The sequence below is a fragment of the Streptococcus suis genome (assembly GCF_019856455.1).
Lineage (GTDB): Bacteria > Bacillota > Bacilli > Lactobacillales > Streptococcaceae > Streptococcus > Streptococcus suis_AE.
The window spans coordinates 122,028-143,823 of record NZ_CP082205.1 but is presented as its reverse complement, the minus strand read 5'-3'; the positions used below and the strand labels follow the sequence as shown (position 1 = coordinate 143,823).

23 protein-coding genes and 2 pseudogenes are annotated in these 21,796 nt (G+C 38.0%); 11 read left to right on the top strand and 14 right to left on the bottom strand.

Features of this window, described 5'->3' with window-relative positions; translation table 11 throughout:
• Positions 1 to 9: 9 nt before the first annotated feature.
• Together tnpB and K6969_RS00780 are read right to left on the bottom strand one after the other, a co-directional pair.
• Positions 10 to 360, bottom strand: coding sequence for an IS66 family insertion sequence element accessory protein TnpB (gene tnpB, locus K6969_RS00785; protein WP_029188189.1), 351 nt, complete (start codon positions 358 to 360; stop codon positions 10 to 12).
• Complete coding sequence (locus K6969_RS00780) at positions 341 to 526, bottom strand: hypothetical protein (protein ID WP_029188188.1); 186 nt, start codon at positions 524 to 526, stop codon at positions 341 to 343. Before K6969_RS00780 ends, tnpB begins: the two co-directional genes overlap by 20 nt.
• A gap of 51 nt (positions 527 to 577) precedes the next feature.
• Between K6969_RS00780 and K6969_RS00775 the strand changes: the two genes are divergently transcribed.
• Complete coding sequence (locus K6969_RS00775) at positions 578 to 700, top strand: hypothetical protein (RefSeq protein ID WP_301540412.1); 123 nt, start codon at positions 578 to 580, stop codon at positions 698 to 700.
• 415 nt (positions 701 to 1,115) lie between these two features.
• On the opposite strand, the gene K6969_RS00770 is transcribed toward K6969_RS00775, so the two are convergent.
• The 4 genes from K6969_RS00770 to K6969_RS00755 form a co-directional block, all read right to left on the bottom strand.
• A complete protein-coding gene (locus K6969_RS00770; RefSeq protein WP_171943230.1) occupies positions 1,116 to 2,102 on the bottom strand; it encodes a virulence RhuM family protein in 987 nt (328 codons plus the stop codon).
• 80 nt (positions 2,103 to 2,182) lie between these two features.
• Positions 2,183 to 2,521: a hypothetical protein gene (locus tag K6969_RS00765; protein WP_321537431.1), complete on the bottom strand. Its 339-nt coding sequence runs from the start codon at positions 2,519 to 2,521 to the stop codon at positions 2,183 to 2,185.
• 6 nt (positions 2,522 to 2,527) lie between these two features.
• Positions 2,528 to 2,656, bottom strand: a complete 129-nt coding sequence (locus tag K6969_RS00760; RefSeq protein WP_261308356.1) for a hypothetical protein — start codon at positions 2,654 to 2,656, stop codon at positions 2,528 to 2,530.
• Between the two features lie 192 nt (positions 2,657 to 2,848).
• On the bottom strand, positions 2,849 to 3,208 hold the full coding sequence (locus tag K6969_RS00755) for a YbaN family protein (protein WP_171943231.1): 360 nt from the start codon (positions 3,206 to 3,208) through the stop codon (positions 2,849 to 2,851).
• A gap of 126 nt (positions 3,209 to 3,334) precedes the next feature.
• Between K6969_RS00755 and K6969_RS00750 the strand changes: the two genes are divergently transcribed.
• From K6969_RS00750 to K6969_RS00735, 4 genes and pseudogenes are all read left to right on the top strand, one after another.
• On the top strand, positions 3,335 to 3,937 hold the full coding sequence (locus tag K6969_RS00750) for an NADPH-dependent FMN reductase (RefSeq protein WP_015647489.1): 603 nt from the start codon (positions 3,335 to 3,337) through the stop codon (positions 3,935 to 3,937).
• A gap of 14 nt (positions 3,938 to 3,951) precedes the next feature.
• Positions 3,952 to 4,236: pseudogene (locus K6969_RS00745) on the top strand (NAD(P)H-dependent oxidoreductase); the annotation flags it as partial.
• Between the two features lie 210 nt (positions 4,237 to 4,446).
• Positions 4,447 to 5,305: pseudogene (locus K6969_RS00740) on the top strand (IS630 family transposase); the annotation flags it as partial.
• A gap of 80 nt (positions 5,306 to 5,385) precedes the next feature.
• The gene (locus K6969_RS00735) at positions 5,386 to 5,577 is read left to right on the top strand and encodes a hypothetical protein (protein ID WP_253911844.1); all 192 of its coding nucleotides are present in this window, start codon (positions 5,386 to 5,388) and stop codon (positions 5,575 to 5,577) included.
• Positions 5,578 to 5,626: 49 nt separating this feature from the next.
• Here the strand turns inward: K6969_RS00735 and K6969_RS00730 are convergent, their stop codons facing one another.
• On the bottom strand, positions 5,627 to 8,086 hold the full coding sequence (locus K6969_RS00730) for a YhgE/Pip domain-containing protein (protein WP_171943186.1): 2,460 nt from the start codon (positions 8,084 to 8,086) through the stop codon (positions 5,627 to 5,629).
• Between the two features lie 125 nt (positions 8,087 to 8,211).
• Between K6969_RS00730 and K6969_RS00725 the strand changes: the two genes are divergently transcribed.
• The 5 genes from K6969_RS00725 to K6969_RS00705 all read left to right on the top strand — a co-directional run bounded on the left by K6969_RS00725 (position 8,212) and on the right by K6969_RS00705 (position 12,660).
• The gene (locus K6969_RS00725) at positions 8,212 to 8,745 is read left to right on the top strand and encodes a TetR/AcrR family transcriptional regulator (protein ID WP_024377403.1); all 534 of its coding nucleotides are present in this window, start codon (positions 8,212 to 8,214) and stop codon (positions 8,743 to 8,745) included.
• An 83-nt stretch (positions 8,746 to 8,828) separates the two neighbouring features.
• Entirely contained in the window at positions 8,829 to 9,812 is a 984-nt protein-coding gene (locus tag K6969_RS00720) for an ATP-binding cassette domain-containing protein (protein WP_171943185.1), read from the top strand.
• A complete protein-coding gene (locus tag K6969_RS00715) occupies positions 9,805 to 10,584 on the top strand; it encodes an ABC transporter permease (RefSeq protein ID WP_171943184.1) in 780 nt (259 codons plus the stop codon). The genes K6969_RS00720 and K6969_RS00715 overlap by 8 nt, the downstream gene beginning before the upstream one ends.
• Before the next feature lies 1 nt (position 10,585).
• Positions 10,586 to 11,368 carry an ABC transporter permease gene (locus tag K6969_RS00710; protein WP_171943183.1) on the top strand — a complete coding sequence of 261 codons (783 nt, stop codon included), beginning with the start codon at positions 10,586 to 10,588 and terminating at the stop codon, positions 11,366 to 11,368.
• Between the two features lie 170 nt (positions 11,369 to 11,538).
• Positions 11,539 to 12,660, top strand: coding sequence for an IS110 family transposase (locus tag K6969_RS00705; RefSeq protein WP_061366882.1), 1,122 nt, complete (start codon positions 11,539 to 11,541; stop codon positions 12,658 to 12,660).
• 963 nt (positions 12,661 to 13,623) lie between these two features.
• Here K6969_RS00705 and K6969_RS00700 read toward each other — a convergent pair.
• From K6969_RS00700 to K6969_RS12330, 6 genes are all read right to left on the bottom strand, one after another.
• Positions 13,624 to 14,745 carry an IS110 family transposase gene (locus K6969_RS00700; RefSeq protein ID WP_321537345.1) on the bottom strand — a complete coding sequence of 374 codons (1,122 nt, stop codon included), beginning with the start codon at positions 14,743 to 14,745 and terminating at the stop codon, positions 13,624 to 13,626.
• Positions 14,746 to 14,842: 97 nt separating this feature from the next.
• Positions 14,843 to 15,673, bottom strand: coding sequence for a Cof-type HAD-IIB family hydrolase (locus tag K6969_RS00695; protein WP_172020426.1), 831 nt, complete (start codon positions 15,671 to 15,673; stop codon positions 14,843 to 14,845).
• A 390-nt stretch (positions 15,674 to 16,063) separates the two neighbouring features.
• Positions 16,064 to 17,638, bottom strand: a complete 1,575-nt coding sequence (locus tag K6969_RS00690) for an ABC transporter ATP-binding protein (RefSeq protein ID WP_044775198.1) — start codon at positions 17,636 to 17,638, stop codon at positions 16,064 to 16,066.
• Positions 17,635 to 19,293, bottom strand: coding sequence for a PQQ-binding-like beta-propeller repeat protein (locus tag K6969_RS00685; RefSeq protein ID WP_171943124.1), 1,659 nt, complete (start codon positions 19,291 to 19,293; stop codon positions 17,635 to 17,637). The genes K6969_RS00690 and K6969_RS00685 overlap by 4 nt, the downstream gene beginning before the upstream one ends.
• Positions 19,294 to 19,349: 56 nt before the next feature.
• Positions 19,350 to 20,147, bottom strand: coding sequence for a C39 family peptidase (locus K6969_RS00680; RefSeq protein ID WP_024394723.1), 798 nt, complete (start codon positions 20,145 to 20,147; stop codon positions 19,350 to 19,352).
• A 444-nt stretch (positions 20,148 to 20,591) separates the two neighbouring features.
• Entirely contained in the window at positions 20,592 to 20,663 is a 72-nt protein-coding gene (locus tag K6969_RS12330; protein ID WP_133057281.1) for an SHP2/SHP3 family peptide pheromone, read from the bottom strand.
• 81 nt (positions 20,664 to 20,744) lie between these two features.
• Between K6969_RS12330 and K6969_RS00675 the strand changes: the two genes are divergently transcribed.
• The gene (locus K6969_RS00675; protein ID WP_029943134.1) at positions 20,745 to 21,593 is read left to right on the top strand and encodes a helix-turn-helix domain-containing protein; all 849 of its coding nucleotides are present in this window, start codon (positions 20,745 to 20,747) and stop codon (positions 21,591 to 21,593) included.
• Between the two features lie 35 nt (positions 21,594 to 21,628).
• Here the strand turns inward: K6969_RS00675 and K6969_RS00670 are convergent, their stop codons facing one another.
• A complete protein-coding gene (locus K6969_RS00670; RefSeq protein ID WP_264294679.1) occupies positions 21,629 to 21,757 on the bottom strand; it encodes a hypothetical protein in 129 nt (42 codons plus the stop codon).
• Between the last annotated feature and the right edge of the window lie 39 nt (positions 21,758 to 21,796).

Below are 21,796 nucleotides of genomic sequence, written 5' to 3'. Positions count from 1 at the left end.
GCCATGATTTCAATAGAAATCACGACTTTTTGAAACATTTATTTTTGGAATGATAGAAAATCCTTTCATGAGCCAGTCGACTTGCTCGGAAGTTAGAGCCTTGACCTCTTCTTCATTGTTTGGCCAGGTCAATTTCCCATTTTCAAAACGTTTATACAATAACCAAAATCCCTGTCCATCCCAATAAAGAGCTTTGAACCGGTCTTTTCGACCTCCGCAGAAGAGATAGACCTGACCGGAGAAGGGATCCAGGTTGAACTGACTTTTGATAAGATAGGCCAGGGAATCAATTCCCTGACGCATATCTGTTTTTCCACAGACCAAGTAAACTTGACCTAAATCACTGAGTTGGATGGTCATAGAACAGTACCTTATCTAAGATTGTTTCTAGTGTTTCTTGATTGATAGTGTGAAAGACTGTGAGCTCCACTTTTCCGAGACGAATTTTCATCATAATATCGTTTCTGCCTCGCTTCTCAAAGCGGCGAGATTGGGGAACAGTCAATGGAATGATGGGGTGTGACATAATAAATCCTCCAGTTTTGTTTTTCTAACAGTATACTGGAGGAGGGAGTGGGTGGATAGATACCTTGTTATTGGGCGGTTACCATCTACTTACTACTTGGCTAAGAATGAAGCCTTGGAAGAGTTTGCTAGTCAGTACCGTAGTGGGATACTAGAACGATATAGGGGCGGGTAACCCTACCTACCCTACTTACCGCGCTTCACGCCGTCACTGTACAAATTTTTTCACGGGAAAAATGTTCAGACACAGCAAGACAATACCGCACGCACTACCAAGATAAACCAAGACAGCGGTGCATGACTATGGTATAATACACTTATCAGCGATCAAAAAAAGCGTAGCTGATCACTACGCTAGTTGCTTGCCTGCTGAACTCATTAAATTTTTAGGTTATCGCCTTCTGATAACCTTTTTTTCTTTGTAAAATTTGTTCACCCTCTTGTTCACCTTTGGAGGTGTTCTAAGGAAATCTAAAGAGATACGATTTTTTAAAAAACCAGTAAAATCAAGAGTTTGGGAGTTATGACACTCTCAAACGTTAGTCAAATTTCAATTCCACGGATTTTCATGTTTGTTTCCTTTCGAGTGCTTATTTTGAGGATAAATCTTCAAGTAATTTTTCAAAATCAGAGTTTATCTTTTGGGTTTTATTAAAAACTGCATATTCTGACCGAGCTTTTTCCTTGGCTACCTGCCTTGTAATCTGACCATGTCCCTCCAAGAGTTCATAATCTTGGAAGGCTAAAAATCGGTCAATGCTATCTGCTAAATCTTGCATGGTCTGAGTCTTTCCTTGCTCAATTTGTCGCTCCAGATAGTCAAAGTAACCTGAAATACTGCGTTCCAGTGAACGAATTTCCTTTTCGTTCAGATAGTTTTTAGCAACAAGAGCATCGGATTGCAAGATACGTCCATCTGGAGAGTTTTTCCAGGTTACCAAACCCATGTTTGCTTTGCTATGGTCTGCCTTTTCATAAATAATTTCTGCAGCAGTTTTACCTGTAATCGCATAATGAAATTTATTTTGCACATGTGCATAGAATTGCTTGGTCATCAAGCTATTGGCATCATAATCAATCGCAATCTCTGCAAAAATATCTGTGATTTGCAACCAAATTCGTCGTTCACTAGCACGGATAGAACGAACTCGTTCTAAAAGCTCACGAAAATAGTCTTTTTCCAACAAGTTTTCGCCTTGCTTCAAACGCTCATCATCCATGGCAAAACCTTTAATCATGTATTCTCGAAGTACAGTCGTTGCCCACTGCCTAAACTTAGTAGCCTTTTGAGAATTGACACGGTAACCGACGGAAATGATGGCATCGAGATTGTAATAACTAGTTAGATAATTTTTACCATCACTTGCAGTTGTTTCCATTTTGGAAATAACTGAATGCTCATCTAGTTCGCCTTCTTCAAAAATATTTTTCAAATGTTTGCTGATAGCTGGTACACCAACATCAAACAATCTTGCCATTTCCTTTTGACTGGCCCAAATCGTCTCATCGCTGACAATGACACTAGCCTTTTCTTGATCGTTTTCTGCTCGGTAAATTAAAAATTGTAATTCCTTCATATTTGCCTCTTTGGTTATTTAGGGTTCACTCCCTACTACAGATTCATTCGCATTTTTCGTCACAAATGCAAAAAGTGTTGTTAAGGGGAAGGCATACTCGTCATCAAAGCGGGCTGCACGTAGCCACAAGTCTTGGTCAACCTTGCGAAGATAGACCTACGAGGGAAGGTAAACTCTCTCTCCAACTGAGGCGACAGCAGACAAATGGCTCCGTCTGGTGATTTTCCTTGGGAGAGTATGGCATCTTGACTGACTTCCTGTTCCAACAAGGCCAGGCGAAGATAAACTCCCAGATGAGCTGGTGGTAATTGATGCCCCATCTCCACGGCTCTCTCCTCTATCTGAGGAGCAGTTGCTTCCCTAGCAAATCCCATGTCGGCTAGACTGACAATCTCAACCAAACACTTCTGTTTCTCCACCACTTCTTAATAAGTGGGGTGAGCTAGGTAGGTCTTAAAATAATCATTCACCAAAATCCCCTTATCATCTAAGTAGGCAAGGATTTCTTCTTTTTTCAGGGGAAACAATTCAACTTGAAGACTCTGTCTTTTCATAGGTCTATTATACAGGAAATACAGGGTAAAGCAAAACTCCAACCTAGTGGCTGGAGTTTTTGTCTATTCAAACACAAACTGGTTGTGGTAGAGTTCGGCGTAGAAGCCGTTGAGCTTGAGGAACTGGCTGTGGTTGCCTTGCTCGATCACCTTTCCGTCTTTGAGGACAATGTTCAACCCTCAAATCTGACTTTATTTCTCCGGTATGACCCAAAACAAATAGTAAGTGATGAAGATTGTTAATAGTCCCAGTCCTATTTTGACCAATAAAATAGGAGCCAGCCAGATAGAAATTGCCATGAGTAAGTAAATTTGCCAGATAATTTGCCTTTTTCGTTTACGGGAAATGGATTTGGTCTCAACGTAATCAGCTACGTAAAATTGATAAATTTTTGTATTGTGTAGCCATTTTTCAAACCTTTTTGAACTTCTCGCAAAGCAAAAACCAGCTAAAAGTAAAAAAGGGGTTGTCGGAACTATCGGCAAAACAATCCCAATGACACCAAGCATCAAACTAACAAAACCAAATACTAGATAGAATATTCTCTGCATACTAATATTATACCAAAAAACTCGTGAATTTTTGAACAATTTTATTACACTTTCAGAAAACGCTTGCATTATATTGGATAAACGGGTATGATAAAGGTACCAAATTTGGGAAAGAGAGAAGACGCTATGAAACTTCTAGGACTGGTCGGAACAAACTCCGCTCGCTCAACCAACCGCAAACTCTTGCAGTACATTGAACAGCACTTCGCTGATAAGGCAGATATCGAACTGGTTGAAATCAAGGAACTCCCAATATTCAATAAACCAGCCAATCGAGAATTACCAGAAATTGTCAAAGAATTGGTCGCAAAAATTGAGGCTGCTGATGGAGTCATCATCGGAACTCCCGAATATGACCACTCTATTCCAGCTGTCCTTATGAATGCCCTTGCTTGGGTATCATACGGTGTCTATCCACTATTAAACAAACCAGTTATGATTACTGGTGCTTCTTATGGAACACTTGGTTCCTCTCGTGCCCAACTACAGCTACGTCAAATTCTCAACGCTCCTGAACTCAAGGCCACTGTCTTGCCAGATGAATTTTTATTGTCACATTCCTTGCAAGCCTTTGATGCCAATGGGGAGCTCATTGATTTAGAAACTAGTCAAAAACTGGATGCCATCTTTGATGACTTCCGCCTCTTTGTCACCATGACTGGCAAGCTGTCTAACGCAAAAAAATTACTCCAAAAAGAAGCTGAAAACTTCGATTGGGAAAACCTGTAAGAGAGGAATATACTATGAAATTTGTCGGAATTGTTGGATCAAATGCAGATCAATCTTATAACCGCATGCTATTGCAATTCATTCAACGCCACTTTAAAGTGAAGTTTGAACTAGAACTTTTGGAAATCAAAGATGTTCCAATGTTCAATCAGGACGAAGACCAGTCTGATTGTTTTGCAATTCAATACCTTTACAACAAAATCACCCGTGCTGACGGGGTCATTATTGCTACCCCTGAGCACAATCATACCATTACCCCTGCCCTTAAGAGTACTCTGGAATGGCTCAGCTTTATACTGTTCAAAAAACAAAAACTAACGTATAATAGATTTATGAAACTTACTATCGAACAAACAAACGAATTAAAAACTTATTTGAAAGATAAAACCTATTCCCCATTTCATAGACGACTTCAAGTAATCCTATTCAGAGCAGAAGGGCTTAGTTATAAGGAAATCACTAACCTTATCGGCTATTCAAAGTATACAATCTGGTCCTTACAAGGCAAGTATGAGCTTGGTGGGATTTCAGCTCTAGTAAGAGAAACGCGAGGTGGACGGAACCGTCAATATTTAACCCTTCAAGAAGAGGAAGCATTTCTAAAAGAACAGTTAACAGCTTCACTAAATGGCGAATTTGTGACCATAAACTCTCTCTACGAAACTTATCAGAAACGGGTTGGACACCCTACGACCAAGGAAGGATTCTATGCCCTTCTGAAACGCCATGGTTGGCGCAAAGTGACGCCAAGACCAGAACACCCTAAAAAAGCAGACGCCGAAACGATTCTAGCGTCTAAAAATAAAATCTTCATTCACGAAAATAGGAAAGCGCTTCAAGAATAGTCGTCGCTATCATAAAGTCAGACTAATGTATCAAGATGAGGCGGGTTTCGGTCGGATTAGTAAAATTGGAAAGGCCTGGGCACCAAAAGGGGTGAGACCGCATGTACATAGCCACTATATTCGTGAGTATCGCTATTGCTATGGTGCTATTGATGCCCATACAGGAGAGTCCTTCTTCATTATCGCTGGGGGTTGCAATACAGATTGGATGAATGTTTTTCTCAAACAACTATCTGAAGCTTATCCTGACGATTATATTTTATTAGTGATGGACAATGCCGTTTGGCATAAATCAAGTACCTTAGAGAAACCACATAATATTGGTTTTGAGTTTATTCCTCCCTATACTCCTGAAATGAATCCAATTGAACAAGTTTGGGCTGAGATTCGAAAGAGAGGGTTTAAGAATAAAGCTTTTAAAACACTAGATGATGTGATAAACAAGCTTCAAGAAGTGATACGAGAGTTAGATTGGTCTATTTTAAAACCAATTGTTAGTAGACGATGGTTAAAAAACACTTGATTGGTTTGATTTTGATTTTTGTTGAGTAGTTAATAGAAGCCCAAGGTTACTACTATGAAGATGGGGAGGATTTGGGAGAGATGGTTAACCAAGACCCTTACTTACAAGAGCGACTCGGGGAAATCGGCATTTTCACTAGCGATAAGTACACAAAATACCCTGTCAAGACAGAAAACGATCTACAGACCCTAACCCTAGAAAACAAAGGTAGCAAGAACAAACTGACCATTGAAGCCACCAATGCGACAATCAATTTAGGGACCCCAAAATAACTACATCAACCAAAAACCAACTGTTCACATGGAGCAGTTGGTTTTCTAATTATTCATTATTCTGATTATAAATCAAAAGACCTAGTCCCATGAAGCCTGCTAAGAAGAGGCTCAGCATCCAAACTTGATGACTACTATTTCCAACCATAGAAATGGTTTGACGAAGACCTGAAACAGAATAGGTCATTGGAAGATAGGGCTGAATGACTTGGAAGAAGCGTGGGCTGAGTTCAATTGGATAGGTACCTGCACTTGAGCCAAGCTGTAGTAACAAGATAATTAAACTGGCGAAGGATCCGAAACGATTATTCCAACCCACCAGGGCTGTAACGAGGGCCATGAAGGTCCAAGAAGCTAAGAGGATTAATCCCAAGGTTGCCATTGGATGAGCCGGTTCGATTCCAATCAAGCGAAGAACACCGTACAGAATCAATGCTGCTAGGCTGGCAATGATCCCATTGAGCAAGAGTTTTCCTTTGGCCCAGTCCCAACGATTCTTGTAGGAGCGATTATCAATGTGTTTGACAAAAATAACATTGGCAGATAAGGCTGCAACCATCAGTGCGACAGACACCATGTAAGGAGCCATTCCGACACCGTTGGTTTTCACATCATCTTTGTCACTGTGTTCCAAGGTGACTGGTTGAGAAACTGCTTTTGCATTTTTGTCTTCTACAGAGACGACTGATAGTTGTTGACTGGCTGAGCTGAGCGAATTCGTTAGGGTCTCACTACCTGTACGAAGACTGGAAATACCGTTTGTCAAGGTTTGACCGCCACTTGCTAATTGATCCGCACCAGCAATTAATTGCTGACTACCAGAAGCCAGTTGTCCTGAACCGCTGACAAGTTGACTAGAGTTAGTAGCTAAAATTGCCAATCCTGATGTTAACTGGCTACCTCCAGATTGGATACTACTGTTGTTAGCAACCAACTGAGCTCCACCCTCTGCTAGTTGGGCAACACCTGCGGTATAGACTGTTACTCCTGACATGAGCTGACTTGCTCCATTTGATAATTGCGTTTGAAGTTGATTCACACCACTCGTCAAGGCTTGAGTTCCTGATAGAACTTGTTGGTTCAGGGCGGTGTCGACCTGACTCAAGCTACTTGATAGGTTTTCAATGGCTGTTGTGGCACCTGGCAAGGCTTGATTGGCAGCCGTGTTGATCTGACCGACAGCTGATTGTAGCTGGGTCATTTGTGTTGCCATGCCAGAAAGACTTTGTAGGCTAGATAAGGCTTGACTCAGTTGAGATAATTGCCCCAAAATCGTTTGGGCTCCTGTCATTGTTGTCGAAGGTGAATTTTGGAGGGCTCCAACCAATTCAGCTTGCTGATCAGCTGTCAAGTTTTGATAGGTAGCCGTTGCTTGCAAGGCTTCAATGCTGGCTGTTTTATCAGCTTGGGCTGCAGTCAACAAGCCTTGAGCTTGAGCACCCATCTCCGTCAAGAGGCTAGATAAAGTAGAAGTATCTACAGCAACTCCTCCAATACTTGATAGGCTATCATTTAATTGATTGATGGCCGCTTGCAACTGAGGAAGCCCTGTCAATAAGGCCTGTATCTGACTAGACTGTTCAGCAGACAAACTAGTTGAACTAGCGAGTTGTTCCAAGCCTGCCTGCAATTGATTGGCTCCTGTTACCAGTTGTTCAACCTGACTTGCTCCTGTTTGCAATTGTCCCACCCCAGCGATGAGCTGAGAGGAATTGGCATTTAATTGCTCCGCACCTGAAGCAAGACTCGCTACCCCATTTGTGTAGGTCATTAAGCCACTGGAAAGTGTTTGACTTCCTGAAGCAACCTGATTGACTCCATCTGTATAAGACACAACTCCAGTAGCCAATTGGTTTGCTCCTGTCACCAGTGATTGGCCTGATGACGATAAGGTAGATAAGCCTGATGATAGAGTCTGACTTCCGGTTTCTAATTGACTAGCACCATCTGTCAATTGTTGACTTCCATATGCTGCCTCAACCATACCAGATTGAATCTCTCCCATGCTGTCAAAAACGGCAGAGGTATATGTTTCAGTAATCGTCTCTGAAACAGATGTCTTTAATTTCTCCATAGCTGATTCGCCCATCTTAGAAGCGACAAAGCTGTGACCTTTAGATGTTTGATAGGAAATCGTTATCGGTTCAGACTGATTCGTCAAGAGACTGGATGCTTTTTCTGATAAATCTTCTGGTAGAGTGATGACCATATAGTAGTCCCCTTCTTCCAAGCCCTTTTCCGCATCCTTTTCTGATACAAAGTGGAAATCTAGACTTTTGCTCTCTTTCATATTATCTACCATGTCATCACCAATGGTGAGGGTTTTATCTTGAAAGCTCGCCGACTGGTCTTGATTGACAACTGCTACAGGAAGCTGGTCTAGTCGACCGTAAGGGTCCCACATAGAGGTTAGGAAACTAATGTTATATAAGGCTGGGACAAAGGCAACACCAATAATGGTAACCAAAGTCATTGGTTTTTTGAAAATATTCTTCACTTTTTGTAACATAAGCAACTCCTTTAGACATCGTGTCCAAAAACTGATAAAATACATTATACAAGTATCAATTTCAAAATCAAGTCATAAGAACTGTTTTTAGACACTGTGTCTAAAAATGTTCAAAAGGAGAAATTATGGGAACAGATAATCGGAAAGAACGAACCCGACAGGCTATTTTAGAAGCTATGGTAACCTGCCTGGAATCACAAGGATTTAATGACATTACAACCACCCACCTAGCCCAGACTGCTGGTATCAGTCGTTCCAGTTTTTATACCCACTATAAGGATAAATATGAATTGATTGACTCCTATCAACAGGGACTTTTTCACAAACTAGAGGCTATATTTGACCGTTATGATGGCAATCGCCAATCATCATTTTTAGAAATTTTCGAGTTGCTCTATCGTGAAAAATTGCTTTCTGCCCTACTTACCCATAACGGAACTCAAGAAATCCAAAATTTTCTTATCAATAAAGTCCGACTTCTTATTGCCAATGATTTAGCGGAGCGCTTAGGAAAAGAGAATTTATCACAACTGGAAAAAGAATACCGTAGTATTTATTTTTCACATGCCTTCTTCGGTATCATGCAGGTATGGATAAAAAATGGGAAACAAGAATCACCTCAATTCATGACGGATTTTCTAATCAAAATGTTACCGTAAACATTATTTTCTGCCTTCACAACTTAAGAAATATGGTATAATAGCATTATTGTGCAAACGTTTTCTTAAAAGGAGATAATGATATGATTCAGGCAGAACATCTTTCAAAAACATATTCAATCATTGATAAGGAAGTCGGTCTAAAAGGCTCTATCAAGGCCTTTTTCAAGCCCAAGAAAAAGGCCATCCCTGCTGTTCAAGATATTTCCTTAGAAGTGAGAAAAGGAGAAATCATCGGCTATATCGGCTCCAACGGTTCTGGTAAATCCACCACCATCAAAATGCTGACAGGTGTTCTCTATCCAGACCAGGGTTCCGTCCGCATCAATGGACTCAATCCGCAAGAAAATCGCAAGGCTGTCAACAAGCAAATCGGCCTTCTCTTTGGACAAAAATCTCACTTGGATTGGAACTTGCCTGTCCAGGAATCTTTTATCCTTCACGCAAAAATATATGATGTTCCAGACAAGGTATTCAAAGAGCGATTGACTGTCTTGATTGATCTATTAGACTTGGCAGATATTATGAAGCAACCAATCCGTAATCTGTCACTCGGCCAACGGGTTCGCTGTGAATTTGCGGCTATCTTTATCCACCAGCCTGCCGTTGTTTTTTTGGACGAGCCAACCATCGGCTTGGATGCCAGCGTCAAGGAAACCATTCGCTCCTTCATCCGCTATATGAATCAAGAATACCAGACCACTTTTTTGATTACTTCCCATGATATGAAGGACATCGAGAGCCTCTGTGAGCGGATTTTTATCATTGATAAGGGCAAGAAGGTCTACGATGGTTCGCTGACCGTCCTCAAAGAACGCTTTTCCACAGTCAAGACTATTCTCTTTTCCACAGATAAAACGATTGAAAAAGATTTGCAATTGGAGGGCTGGGAATTTGAACGAATAGATGATTTTCACTTTGAAATCCATTATCAAAGCAAGCTTTGGTCCAGCGCCCAGGTGATTGAGCAAGTTTTCAATCATTATTCAATTGAAGATGTCACCATGAAGGAATTGGAAATCGAAACCATGGTCCGCCAAATTTATGAGGAGGGTATCCATGCGTAAATATCTCTACATGACCCGCCTGACCATGATGAATGCTATGCAGTATAAGGCTTTCTTTCTAGCGACTTTCGTTTCACTGGCAGTGAAGATTTTGGTAGCTCTCTATGTCTGGAAAACCATTTTCTTCACTCAATCAGAAGTCAATGGTTTTACCCTGCAAACCTTTACGACATATATCATCTTTGCTAATCTACTAGCCAGTTTAAATTCTTTCTCACTCGGGGAAGATTTGTCCTACAGCATTTTAAAAGGAAGCATTGCTGGAGAATTTCTCAGACCCTATTCCTTTATCCTAGCCCTCTTTTTCAAAGACCTTGGAAATAAGCTCTTGGAACTGATAAAGTTTGCTATCGTATTTATCGGTATCATACTTGTTCATCAGGATTTTTATCTACCTGACGGCCAGACCATTTTACTCTTTCTGGTCAGCTCCATCCTCGGTATGTTCATCGTTCAACTCCTGGATATGGCTTTTGGCTTCTTAGCATTTTTTACGGTCAATGCCTGGGGAGTCATGCTTCTGAGAATGGGGCTTTTCAATCTAGCTTCTGGAGCGCTTTTGCCACTCAGCTTCTATCCACAGGCTGTGGAAAACTTTTTGAAACTCCTACCCTATAATTATGCAGTTAACGTTCCAGTTTCCATTTTACTAGGACAGGAAAGCGATCTAACTGCTTTGGGATTGCAAGTTATATGGATACCCATTCTAGCCTGCTTCATCGCTCTACTCTGGTCCCAAGCCAAGCGTCGTATTGTCATTTTTGGAGGTTAACATGAAGAAATATATCAGCCTCTATCTATATAACATCAAGGTCTACATGATGGCCCAGATGTCCTTTCGGGTGGACTTCTTCATCGGGCTTTTCTCCTCTTTGATTGAACAAATTGTCTACCTGATTTTCCTCAACATCCTCTTTGGAAATATCAAGGAAATCGCTGGTTTCAACTACGGTCAAATGCTTTTCATCTATGGAATAGCGACCGTCGGACGCTCCATTCACCTGATTTTCTTTGACAATCTCTGGATGTTTGGCAGTCGCTACATCCGACAAGGCGAATTTGAACGCCTCCTCCTCATGCCTGTGAACCCACTTTTTCAACTTGTCTGTGAACGAATTCAACCTCAAGGAATCGGAACAACTCTCATCGGTACCCTTGCACTAGTCCAGGCTTCAAATGAGCTAGGCATGGAATGGAGTCTTGGAAAACTAGCCTTACTAATCTTTATTGCCATTTGTATCGGGCTACTCTATGCAGCCATTCAACTCGGTCCAACCGCTCTAGCATTTTGGATTGTGGAATCATTTCCTTTGACTATGGGAATTTTCGCCCTCAATCAGATGGCTCAATACCCACTCAACATCTATCCAAAAATCATTCAAATCCTGCTGATTTTTGTTTTCCCTTATGCTTTTACAGCCTATTTCCCAGCCCTCTACTTCTTAGACCTATCCATATGGGGACTGGCTCTGCCACTGGTTGTCCTAGTCTTATTTACCATCAATTACAAACTCTTCCGCTATGGTATGACCAAATTCACCAGTGTTGGAAATTAAAAAAAGCTAGCATTCTCTGGATTGAGAGCACTAGCTTTTTTCTATATACTTATAAAATATAGACAATATGTAAAGACCCCCAGTTGAGAATTCGTGGATTTACCTGTACACTAGAATAAAAAAACAATCAACTTCTAACAGGAATTACCACACTCAATTGGAGGTCTTATATGTTTCATTTTACCACACTTTTCATCGGAATGGATGTTCACAAAGAAAGTTTTTCACTCTGCTATTATGATATGATGGCGAATCAATTCAAACATAGCACTAAAGTTGGTCCAAATGTTAGCTATATTGTGAACTATGTGAATGAGCTTCGTCGTTTATATGGTCAAGATGCAGAAGTGTTATGTGGCTACGAAGCCGGATGTCTCGGATTTACCCTATATCACCAGCTACAAGCTCACGGGATTCCCTGTATCGTGATGGCGCCTACAACGGTGATGAAGGAAGGATCTAAGCGTGTTAAGACTGATAAAAAAGATGCAGCTCAGCTCGCAAAAGCTCTGGCCTTTCGTAGCTATCGGCCTGTTCATATTCCTACTGTTGAGGATGAACAAGTCAAAGAATATATCCGCATGAGAACAGACCACAAAGTGGCTCTGAAGAAAATCAAACAACAAATTCTTGCCTTCTGTCTCCGACATGATTTTCGCTATACCGAGGGAAGCAGTAATTGGACACAGAAACATGTTCGCTGGCTCCGTTCCCTAAAACCTGAGGGACTTTACGCAGAGATTTTGACAGAATATCTATTGACCTATGAGAAATTAGTAGATCAAATAGAACGGTATGATGCACGAATTGAGCAACTGGGTCAAAGCGACAGTTATCAAGAGAAGGTCTCACGGCTTTCTTGCTTTATTGGCATTAAAACACTAACTGCTCTTTCCATTGTGACAGAAATCGGTGATTTTAATCGCTTTGCGACAGCTCAACATTTTGCTTCTTATCTTGGGCTAACTCCTAGCGAAAATTCTAGCGGCGACAAGGAGAGAAGAGGTGCTATCACCAAAGCTGGGAATAGCCATGTGAGACGACTTCTGATAGAAGCTGCACAATCATTGGCTAAGGGGACGATTGGGTATAAATCCAAAGAATTGAAAAGGAGACAAAGTGGAAACCGAGTGGAGGTGATTGCTTATGCGGATAAGGCTAATGAACGCTTAAGAAGACGTTATCGCACACTTGTTCTAGGAAAAAATAAGAAACAAAATGTTGCTAAAACAGCTATTGCACGAGAATTGTCTGGTTTTATTTGGGGGATGATGACAGGAAGAATAGCTTGAAGTTAGCGCTTGTTTTCATGTACACTTTTGACCATTAAGTTTTATCATCGCAGAGCGATGAGGAATCCCTATTTCTATCCAAAATCACTGGGTGAATTTGGACAGAAATAAGGATTGAAATCATGTTTGAATGGAAAGTATCTTGAAGGAGTTTAGGACTTCAAGGTTTGAGTCATCTACGAAACGACTAAGTGGCACAATTGTGATCCACGCTTATAGAGAGTAGGACTCGCGGCAGAACCATTGACCTGTAGGTAACCAATCCACGAATATCAGAGTGGCCAATGCCCGAAGCTAAGAACTAGGCTCTTTCTAGATACTTTTCATTTTTTAATCAGTTCGATTGTTTTTACTTGACAAAGGGCTTTACATATCAGTCATTTAGTTTATCTTTGATTACTTCGACGAGCGAGGAAACGTCGTTTCCTTATTTCCAACTTCAAACACTCCACAGGAGTGATTTGAACTCGCTTTGCCGTACTCCAGTACAGCCTGCGACTTTTTGATGCGAACGTTGTTCGCTTTATTTCCAGCCTCCAAAGGTTCCCCGAACCTTTGAAGCTAGTACTAAAAGCAAACTAAACGACTGATATGTAAAGCCCTTTGTCAAGTAAAAACAATCGAACTGATTAAAAAATGAAAAGTATCTAGAAAGAGCCTAGTTCTTAGCTTCGGGCATTGGCCACTCTGATATTCGTGGATTGGTTACCTACAGGTCAATGGTTCTGCCGCGAGTCCTACTCTCTATAAGCGTGGATCACAATTGTGCCACTTAGTCGTTTCGTAGATGACTCAAACCTTGAAGTCCTAAACTCCTTCAAGATACTTTCCATTCAAACATGATTTCAATCCTTATTTCTGTCCAAATTCACCCAGTGATTTTGGATAGAAATAGGGATTCCTCATCGCTCTGCGATGATAAAACTTAATGGTCAAAAGTGTACATGAAAACAAGCGCTAACTTCAAGCTATTCTTCCTGTCATCATCCCCCAAATAAAACCAGACAATTCTCGTGCAATAGCTGTTTTAGCAACATTTTGTTTCTTATTTTTTCCTAGAACAAGTGTGCGATAACGTCTTCTTAAGCGTTCATTAGCCTTATCCGCATAAGCAATCACCTCCACTCGGTTTCCACTTTGTCTCCTTTTCAATTCTTTGGATTTATACCCAATCGTCCCCTTAGCCAATGATTGTGCAGCTTCTATCAGAAGTCGTCTCACATGGCTATTCCCAGCTTTGGTGATAGCACCTCTTCTCTCCTTGTCGCCGCTAGAATTTTCGCTAGGAGTTAGCCCAAGATAAGAAGCAAAATGTTGAGCTGTCGCAAAGCGATTAAAATCACCGATTTCTGTCACAATGGAAAGAGCAGTTAGTGTTTTAATGCCAATAAAGCAAGAAAGCCGTGAGACCTTCTCTTGATAACTGTCGCTTTGACCCAGTTGCTCAATTCGTGCATCATACCGTTCTATTTGATCTACTAATTTCTCATAGGTCAATAGATATTCTGTCAAAATCTCTGCGTAAAGTCCCTCAGGTTTTAGGGAACGGAGCCAGCGAACATGTTTCTGTGTCCAATTACTGCTTCCCTCGGTATAGCGAAAATCATGTCGGAGACAGAAGGCAAGAATTTGTTGTTTGATTTTCTTCAGAGCCACTTTGTGGTCTGTTCTCATACGGATATATTCTTTGACTTGTTCATCCTCAGCAGTAGGAATATGAACAGGCTGATAGCTACGAAAGGCCAGAGCTTTTGCGAGCTGAGCCGCATCTTTCTTATCAGTCTTAACACGCTTAGATCCTTCCTTCATTACCGTTGTAGGTGCCATCACGATACAGGGAATCCCGTGAGCTTGTAGCTGGTGATATAGGGTAAATCCGAGGCATCCAGCTTCGTAGCCACATAACACTTCTGCATCTTGACCATATAAACGACGAAGCTCATTCACATAGTTCACAATATAGCTAACATTTGGACTAACTTTAGTGCTATGTTTGAATTGATTGGTCATCATATCATAATAGCAGAGTGAAAAACTTTCTTTGTGAACATCCATTCCGATGAAAAGTGTGGTAAAATGAAACATATAAGACCTCCAATTGAGTGTGGTAATTCCTGTTAGAAGTTGATTGTTTTTTTATTCTAGTGTACAGGTAAATCCACGAATTCTCAACTGGGGGTCTTTACATATTGTCTATATATTCTTCAATGACCTGAAGCACACCAGCTTCCAAATGGCTGGGAGCTCGGTACTTGGCTACTGCCTTGACCTTGTCTGTCGCATTTTCCATGGCATAGGAATAACCTACATAGTTTAACATCTCGATATCATTGTCCGAATCTCCGAAGGCCATTGCCTGTTCAGGTTCGATATCCAAACAGGTCAAAACCTGTTTCAAGCCCCATGCCTTATGAATCCCTTCTGGCAAGATATCGATGGAGCCATAGCCACTAGTGACTGCCACTAGAGTGCCTTGAAAGGCCTGATTAAAGCCTTCCGTTATCGACTCCACACGCGCTTCAGGAACCCAGAGACCAACCTTATAAATCGGCTCAGAAATAGGATAGGCACTGAGGTCGTCTAAATAGGTCACACGACTCTGAAAGGCAGCCATTTGGGCAGGTTCAATCGGTAAATCCGTTCCCTCAAAAGGCTGTCCGGCTCCCGCCTGCATATAGATATTTTCTTCATTGGATAACATCAGACATACATCCGCCCAACGTCCTTTGAAAAAATGCAGTATAGCTTCGACTTCTTCTTGCTGAATAGCCCGTCGAATCATGGTTTGGCCATTTTGATAAACATGGGCTCCATTATCTGCTACAAAAATCAGTCGTTGCTCAAATCCTTGGCATAATTGTAGCAATCGCCCAATTCCATTGCCACTAGCGATAACAAAAGGAATCTTTTTCTGATCTAGTTGATCCAAGACCCTCGAAAATCGCTCTCTATCAAAACTTCCTTGACCATCTAAGAATGTGCCATCCATATCTGTTGCTATCAGCTTTATCATACAATCTAACCTTTTCCCTTTCAAGGGGGTGCAAAAACCATGTAGGGTGTGCATCTTAAATCCTAGTATAATTTCTTTTATTATACCACACAGTTAGCATGAAACATAATCCCCAAAAATTAAGAGAGGCTTTTTAATGCTACCGAAGAATGTAAAGTGTATTTTTTCGACATTTCTTAATATCTTTAGTTATCAATAAATTTTTTAGTTCATCCAAAGTTACTCCGTGGTCTATATCACTACCCCAATAAAATCTAACTATTCTTTTGGGACATACCTGTGAGTATTGAGAATTAACTTCACCAATGCAATCGAATAATTTTATTACCACTATGAATAATCTTATAGTCACTAAAAAATTGACTCGAACAACTAATGTTTATTCTAATTTCAATTAATCGTTTCAATATCAATTATATCATCAAAGAACGACTCTTCTATTTTCCTATGACTTACCATAACGACGGTTTTATTTTGGTAATATTTTTTTAAAATAGTCATTAATTGAGTCTGCATTTCTAAATCTAAAGCAGAATCTATTTCATCCAATAATAAAACTTCATATTGATTGATTATACCTCTGGCAATCAATATCTTTTGCTTTTCCCCACCTGACAACTTATCCCCAAAATCACCTGGTTTTCTTTCAGACCATCCATGTACATCTTGAATAAGAGTTGTCATTTTTAATTCTGCGATTAGGTTCATTAACAAGGCATCATCAACCTTATCCAAAGGGTATATCATGTTCTCTTTCAAAGTACGATCAAATAAAGTCATCTTTTGTGATAAATACCCTATTTGTTCTGAAGATAAATAATGCGTAACGCTTCCAGAATCAGGAGTAATCATCCCTTTTACTAACTTTAATAAAGTTGACTTTCCCGTTCCATTTTTTCCTCTAATTAAAATAAATTTTCCTCTTCGAATGCTGAATGTTAAATTATCAAAAATTTTCTTATCACCATGGGAAAATTGAACATTTTTTAAAGAAATCAAACTATCTGTATCTGTATTCTCATGTGATATAGATACCTTATTTAATCTACCAAAATCAATTTTATCTAAAGCTAAATCTAATCGATCTAGGGATTCTAAAACAGATAAAAATTGTTTGCCAAATCCGTTCATATGAATAGATGAGTAAACTAAGACTAGGATATAAGCCATACTACCATCACTACTTTTATTTAATACTAATACAATCATGACAACAGTCATAACTGATAGAATTAACTGTAACAATAACTGATGACTATCTATCCTTTTTTGTAGATTAAAATATGTTTTTTGCTCTTTGCTTAAAATTGTATCGTATTTCTTAGTTTCAAAAAATTGTCTAAATGTAGAAATAATTACCTCTACATTTTGAAAATAATCAACAAAAAAGGAATTGGTCTCACTAGTTGAATCCAACGCATCTTGAATCAGGCGAACATTATCTTTTGAAAATACAATAGATAGCCATAGATAAAGACTACAAAATAATATATAAACGCCACCAATAAAAATATCATAGGTTATAAGCGAAAATGCGTACAAAGAGATAATCAATATAACATTTAAAATAAAACTAATACTTTCATACTGTAGCGATCTAGCTGAGTATGAAATTTCAGATGCTAAATTTTGAACTTCTCCTAAATTCATATCAACGAACTTAGAATAACTTTTATCTGATATGTCCTTAAAAACAATAGATTTCGAAACTTTTCTGACTTTTTGCAACATATAATTTTTCGGAAACGCTACAAATGATACAGATAAAAATGATAATAAAAGTAAGAATAGATAAGTATAATCTATAGTTGATTTAGTAAATGAAAAAAGTTCAGATATTAAAAAAGGCTGGATTCCTATCAATAAGAATAAAACGACTATGATGCCTACATAGATACAAACTTGAGTAATTCCTATACTTTTAATTAATTGTCTAAAAAAACTTATTGTTCGCTTTTTATTCATTCTATCCCCTCTTCATTTATAATAAATTCTTCTAAAGTTGTTGCTGGCGAACTCAATGCTCTTTTTAAAACTAATCTCCAAGTTTGAAAATCTGCATCTTTCCACTTACTTCTTTCTTTTATATAATCAATGATTTTCCTAAACTCATCTTGTTTCATATCTTTTCCATAAATACTAAATAAAAATTCAGCAATTGCCGCTCCACTATTATAATAATCCGATTGCTGTATATTCCGATATAAATGATTTAACTTAAAAGAACTTGGTAATAAATTATTAGAACTTAACCCAATAATTATAGGCTCTATTTTCTCTAGTCCTGATTTAAAAGTAACCTTAAGTGGTACACAATACATTCCCTTTACATTATTATTTTTGAGAGGGACTAAAAATGAAAATATTTTACTTTCTCCTATCCTATCACCTATAAGAATTTCTTTCTGAGATATTACTGCTGGAAACATCTTGATATTCTCTATATCATCACTATCTATCTTTATCAGTACCTGTAACTCATTATTTTCTACAATATCTCCTATTTCAAAATGATTTATGAGCAATTCATCAGGGTAATCTGCAGATACTTGATATCCTTGTAATAAACCATGTGCTGGTGGTTCGCCACCGCCCACAATTATGCAATTACTTTGTATTGTAATCGCACTATAAGGAGAGTGTCCTATCACCTTTCGATCATATATTCTACCTGTTACCTTATCAATAAAGTACATTGAACAATCAGCTAAAACCAAAAGAGTTTTTCTAAAAATACTAGGAGGAGCCACAATTGAACCTTCTTTTGTTTCTATTATCCAATCTATTTCCCCAGATTTTTTATTTATACAATATATATTCCCTGACAGAGTTGTAGTATAAACGTTGTTACTATCTACTACGGGTAAATGTCTCCCTGCTATACCTGATATTCGTTGTTCCCAAAGTATACTTCCTGAATTAGCATTGATATTGAATACGATTTCTCCACAGGAAACAAATATACTATCATCCGATAAGAAAAAACCAGATGTGTCTGCACTAATAATATAGCTCTCGCCCAAATCAACTTCAAAAAGAGCTCCTCCATCAAGATTGAGACCACCTATGACAATATGAGATGTTTGCGTTAATGCGTCATTCTTAGTGTACATTGTCAATAAATATCCATTAAATAAAGATATTGTTCCAAAAAAGAAAGAATTTTCTTTTTCTATTTTAAAATCTAATTTTCCATCTTCGGTTATAAAATAAATTATATTGCTTGAAGAAAATACTATTTTATCATCAATAATATTAAGTGAACTTCGTACTCGCCCACACCCTCTATATTCCCAAATAAATTTTCCGTCTTCTTTCGAAAATGCTGCAATAGAATCAAATTCCTTCAATACAATAACTAAATTTTTATATACTAAGGGTGTCCCATATCCTCCGTTGACTACACTCTGTGTCCATAAAACTTCACCAGTAAAAATATTGAACTTTATAATACCATATTCTTGCTTAACTTCTGAATAAAATACTACATATCCATCTTGTGGATTTTCAGGATCAAAAAACGGAGTTCTAACTAATCCATCAATAGGTAAAGCCCATTTTAAATTAGAAAATAGCAAATTAGTATTTTCAATATCTTCTATTAATTTTTTTCTAAACATATCTTCACCTCTATACAGTTAAAGATATCATATACAAATATGATATCTTTAATTACTTAAACTACAACCTTATTAAGGTCAAATTCCTGCTTATATTTGTGCTGAGAGCTACTAGTCACATCAACCATTTCATTAAACTCAAATTTTATAATATCTTCATAGTGGTATGGTCTATCTCCCACTAATTTAGATGATACAGCAAAATGCACATCTACTTCCTCAGAAATATCCTTACCAATCGGAATTTCCATTTTTGCAGTCTGCCCTACCCACCATTCACCACGAATAATATTATGATAAGTGAATACTGATCCGTTTAAAGTGTAAGATGCAGTTACATCAAACTCAGTAAATTTAGATTGTTTTTGATCTATTATGTATCCTTTGGGGACATAAAATCCAAAATCAATACTAACGCTGGTATTATAAAACTTATCTGTATACACAGCTACTTTCTTCTGAATTAGTGAACAACGAGTACTCTTTTCAGCCGTCGCATTAACACATACTATAGGAAGTGCTTCGTATTTAATGGTTGAAAGTCCCCCTTTTGAACCGTTCCAATCAACTCTCCAAGGGTCTAGAATATCGAATTCTTGCTTAAAATCATCATATCCAATAATTAATACCGCATGAGATTCCATATCTAACTTAGCTGTATTTCTATCACTATCTGTAGGATAAGATAGTGCAGAATGAATACGGATTAAAATAGGTTGTCCATCTACTAATGATTGCTTAACACTCTCTATCGTCCTTAAAGCCCATGGCTCATACCCAATAACAGGTGCAAAACCTGTTATATTTTGTACATTTGACAATTTGTCATTTTTTATCAACGATACTTTAACCATTAGCCAATCCTCCTTTAAATTTTTTCGCATACATAGCGTCATACTTGATAGATTTTGTCAATCTATTTTTTCTGTTAAATAATATTTTTTAGTAAATTATCTATAACAGATTCTACAATAAAACTAAAGATTATTTAAACCCTGTCTAGCAATATTCCTGCAATAATAATAAAGACTTGAGCTATAAAAAATCATATAATCTATGGACCTATTATACTATTTTTTATTTATAATCTAACAACTGCCCTTTATTTAATTTAATATAGAAAAATTAAAGTGTTACTACTATAATTCTCTTTCAGCTTTCTACTCCATTTATTACTTGTATATTTGTATCACCTCCTCACTATTTATTGGATAAAATAAGTACACGTCTCCTTATTACCTAATAGGCAACAATTCTTTAGGCATATGCCTAAAGAATTAGGTGTACACCTAATCGATTTACCCACCAACAATGATAATGATGTCCATAATCAATACCAAAATCGGGATAAGTTTTGATATTTTCTTCATACTTGGACTTCCTTTCCGTTTTTATTTATTGTACAATAAATAAAACTAGTTCAATTTTTTGTTGGGAAAGTGGGAAATCAGATGAAATTACATCTTGGAAAAACTTTGAGAAAAGTAAGACAAGGAAAACAAATCAGTCTATGTTCTCTAGCAGATGAGCATCTTTCTAAATCACAAATATCTCGTTTTGAACGTGGAGAGTCAGAAATATCTTGTGTTCGACTTATCAATATTTTAGACAAATTAAACATTTCTCTAGATGAATTTCTTATTCTTCATGATAGTGATTATACCAACACAGAATCATTTGCTAAATTAATGCAGTATATTCGTAAACAATATTCATCGCAAAATATAGATAATATAGCCTCATTACTTTCAAACTCTTCAAAATATAATTTAAATCCGTATGTGAGAACTATGGTAAAGTCCATTCTACATACACTAGACAGTAACATTGTTCCATCAGATGAAGAGTTGCTTCAACTAACAGACTATCTCTTTAAAATTGAAAACTGGGGTTACTATGAAATCATTTTATTAGGTAACTGTGTGCGAACAATTAATTACGACTCCTACTTCCTATTAACAAAAGAAATGCTACATAATTACATCTATTCTTCATTAAATAAAACCAATAAGCGAATCGTTACTCAGCTAGCTATAAATTGTTTCATTCTTAGCATAGATATGGAAAAATTTTCAAATTGTTCCTATTTGATTAGTGAGATAAAAAAATTATTAGACAATGAACTAAACTTTTATGAACAAACTGTTTTTCTTTATGCTACTGGCTACTTTGAATTTAAGCGATCAGGTAAAGGAATTGAAAAAATGAAACAAGCCATACAAGTGCTCGATCTTTTAGGAGAAGACAAGTTAAAATTACACTATACTAGCCATTTTGATAAACTGGTAAATAAAAAATAAGGGGAATATTTCTCTAAAATTTAACGATTTACAAATCAAGGGTGTCTCAATGAGAAGTCATCCTTCCCTTCAACCTCTCCCTTTGCCCCATCTACTGCTGAGGATAGATAAAAAGCCTTGGAAACAACTACTTCCAAGGCTTTCTCTATATTCTGTTGTATCAATTACCGAACTCTTACTTCTGTTGCAATTAATCGAACTGT

Excerpts from the sequence above, each read along its gene's own strand:
- K6969_RS00685 (WP_171943124.1), bottom strand. The coding sequence starts at position 19,293 with ATGTTTAGAAAAAAATTAATAGAAGATATTGAAAATACTAATTTGCTA.
- tnpB (WP_029188189.1), bottom strand. The coding sequence starts at position 360 with ATGACCATCCAACTCAGTGATTTAGGTCAAGTTTACTTGGTCTGTGGA.
- K6969_RS00750 (WP_015647489.1), top strand. The coding sequence starts at position 3,335 with ATGAAACTTCTAGGACTGGTCGGAACAAACTCCGCTCGCTCAACCAAC.
- K6969_RS00725 (WP_024377403.1), top strand. The coding sequence starts at position 8,212 with ATGGGAACAGATAATCGGAAAGAACGAACCCGACAGGCTATTTTAGAA.
- K6969_RS00760 (WP_261308356.1), bottom strand. The coding sequence starts at position 2,656 with ATGAAAAGACAGAGTCTTCAAGTTGAATTGTTTCCCCTGAAAAAAGAA.
- K6969_RS00680 (WP_024394723.1), bottom strand. The coding sequence starts at position 20,147 with ATGGTTAAAGTATCGTTGATAAAAAATGACAAATTGTCAAATGTACAA.
- K6969_RS00730 (WP_171943186.1), bottom strand. The coding sequence starts at position 8,086 with ATGTTACAAAAAGTGAAGAATATTTTCAAAAAACCAATGACTTTGGTT.
- K6969_RS00735 (WP_253911844.1), top strand. The coding sequence starts at position 5,386 with ATGGTTAACCAAGACCCTTACTTACAAGAGCGACTCGGGGAAATCGGC.
- K6969_RS00770 (WP_171943230.1), bottom strand. The coding sequence starts at position 2,102 with ATGAAGGAATTACAATTTTTAATTTACCGAGCAGAAAACGATCAAGAA.
- K6969_RS00675 (WP_029943134.1), top strand. The coding sequence starts at position 20,745 with ATGAAATTACATCTTGGAAAAACTTTGAGAAAAGTAAGACAAGGAAAA.
- K6969_RS00690 (WP_044775198.1), bottom strand. The coding sequence starts at position 17,638 with ATGAATAAAAAGCGAACAATAAGTTTTTTTAGACAATTAATTAAAAGT.
- K6969_RS00705 (WP_061366882.1), top strand. The coding sequence starts at position 11,539 with ATGTTTCATTTTACCACACTTTTCATCGGAATGGATGTTCACAAAGAA.
- K6969_RS00755 (WP_171943231.1), bottom strand. The coding sequence starts at position 3,208 with ATGCAGAGAATATTCTATCTAGTATTTGGTTTTGTTAGTTTGATGCTT.
- K6969_RS00700 (WP_321537345.1), bottom strand. The coding sequence starts at position 14,745 with ATGTTTCATTTTACCACACTTTTCATCGGAATGGATGTTCACAAAGAA.
- K6969_RS00720 (WP_171943185.1), top strand. The coding sequence starts at position 8,829 with ATGATTCAGGCAGAACATCTTTCAAAAACATATTCAATCATTGATAAG.
- K6969_RS00695 (WP_172020426.1), bottom strand. The coding sequence starts at position 15,673 with ATGATAAAGCTGATAGCAACAGATATGGATGGCACATTCTTAGATGGT.
- K6969_RS00780 (WP_029188188.1), bottom strand. The coding sequence starts at position 526 with ATGTCACACCCCATCATTCCATTGACTGTTCCCCAATCTCGCCGCTTT.
- K6969_RS00715 (WP_171943184.1), top strand. The coding sequence starts at position 9,805 with ATGCGTAAATATCTCTACATGACCCGCCTGACCATGATGAATGCTATG.
- K6969_RS00710 (WP_171943183.1), top strand. The coding sequence starts at position 10,586 with ATGAAGAAATATATCAGCCTCTATCTATATAACATCAAGGTCTACATG.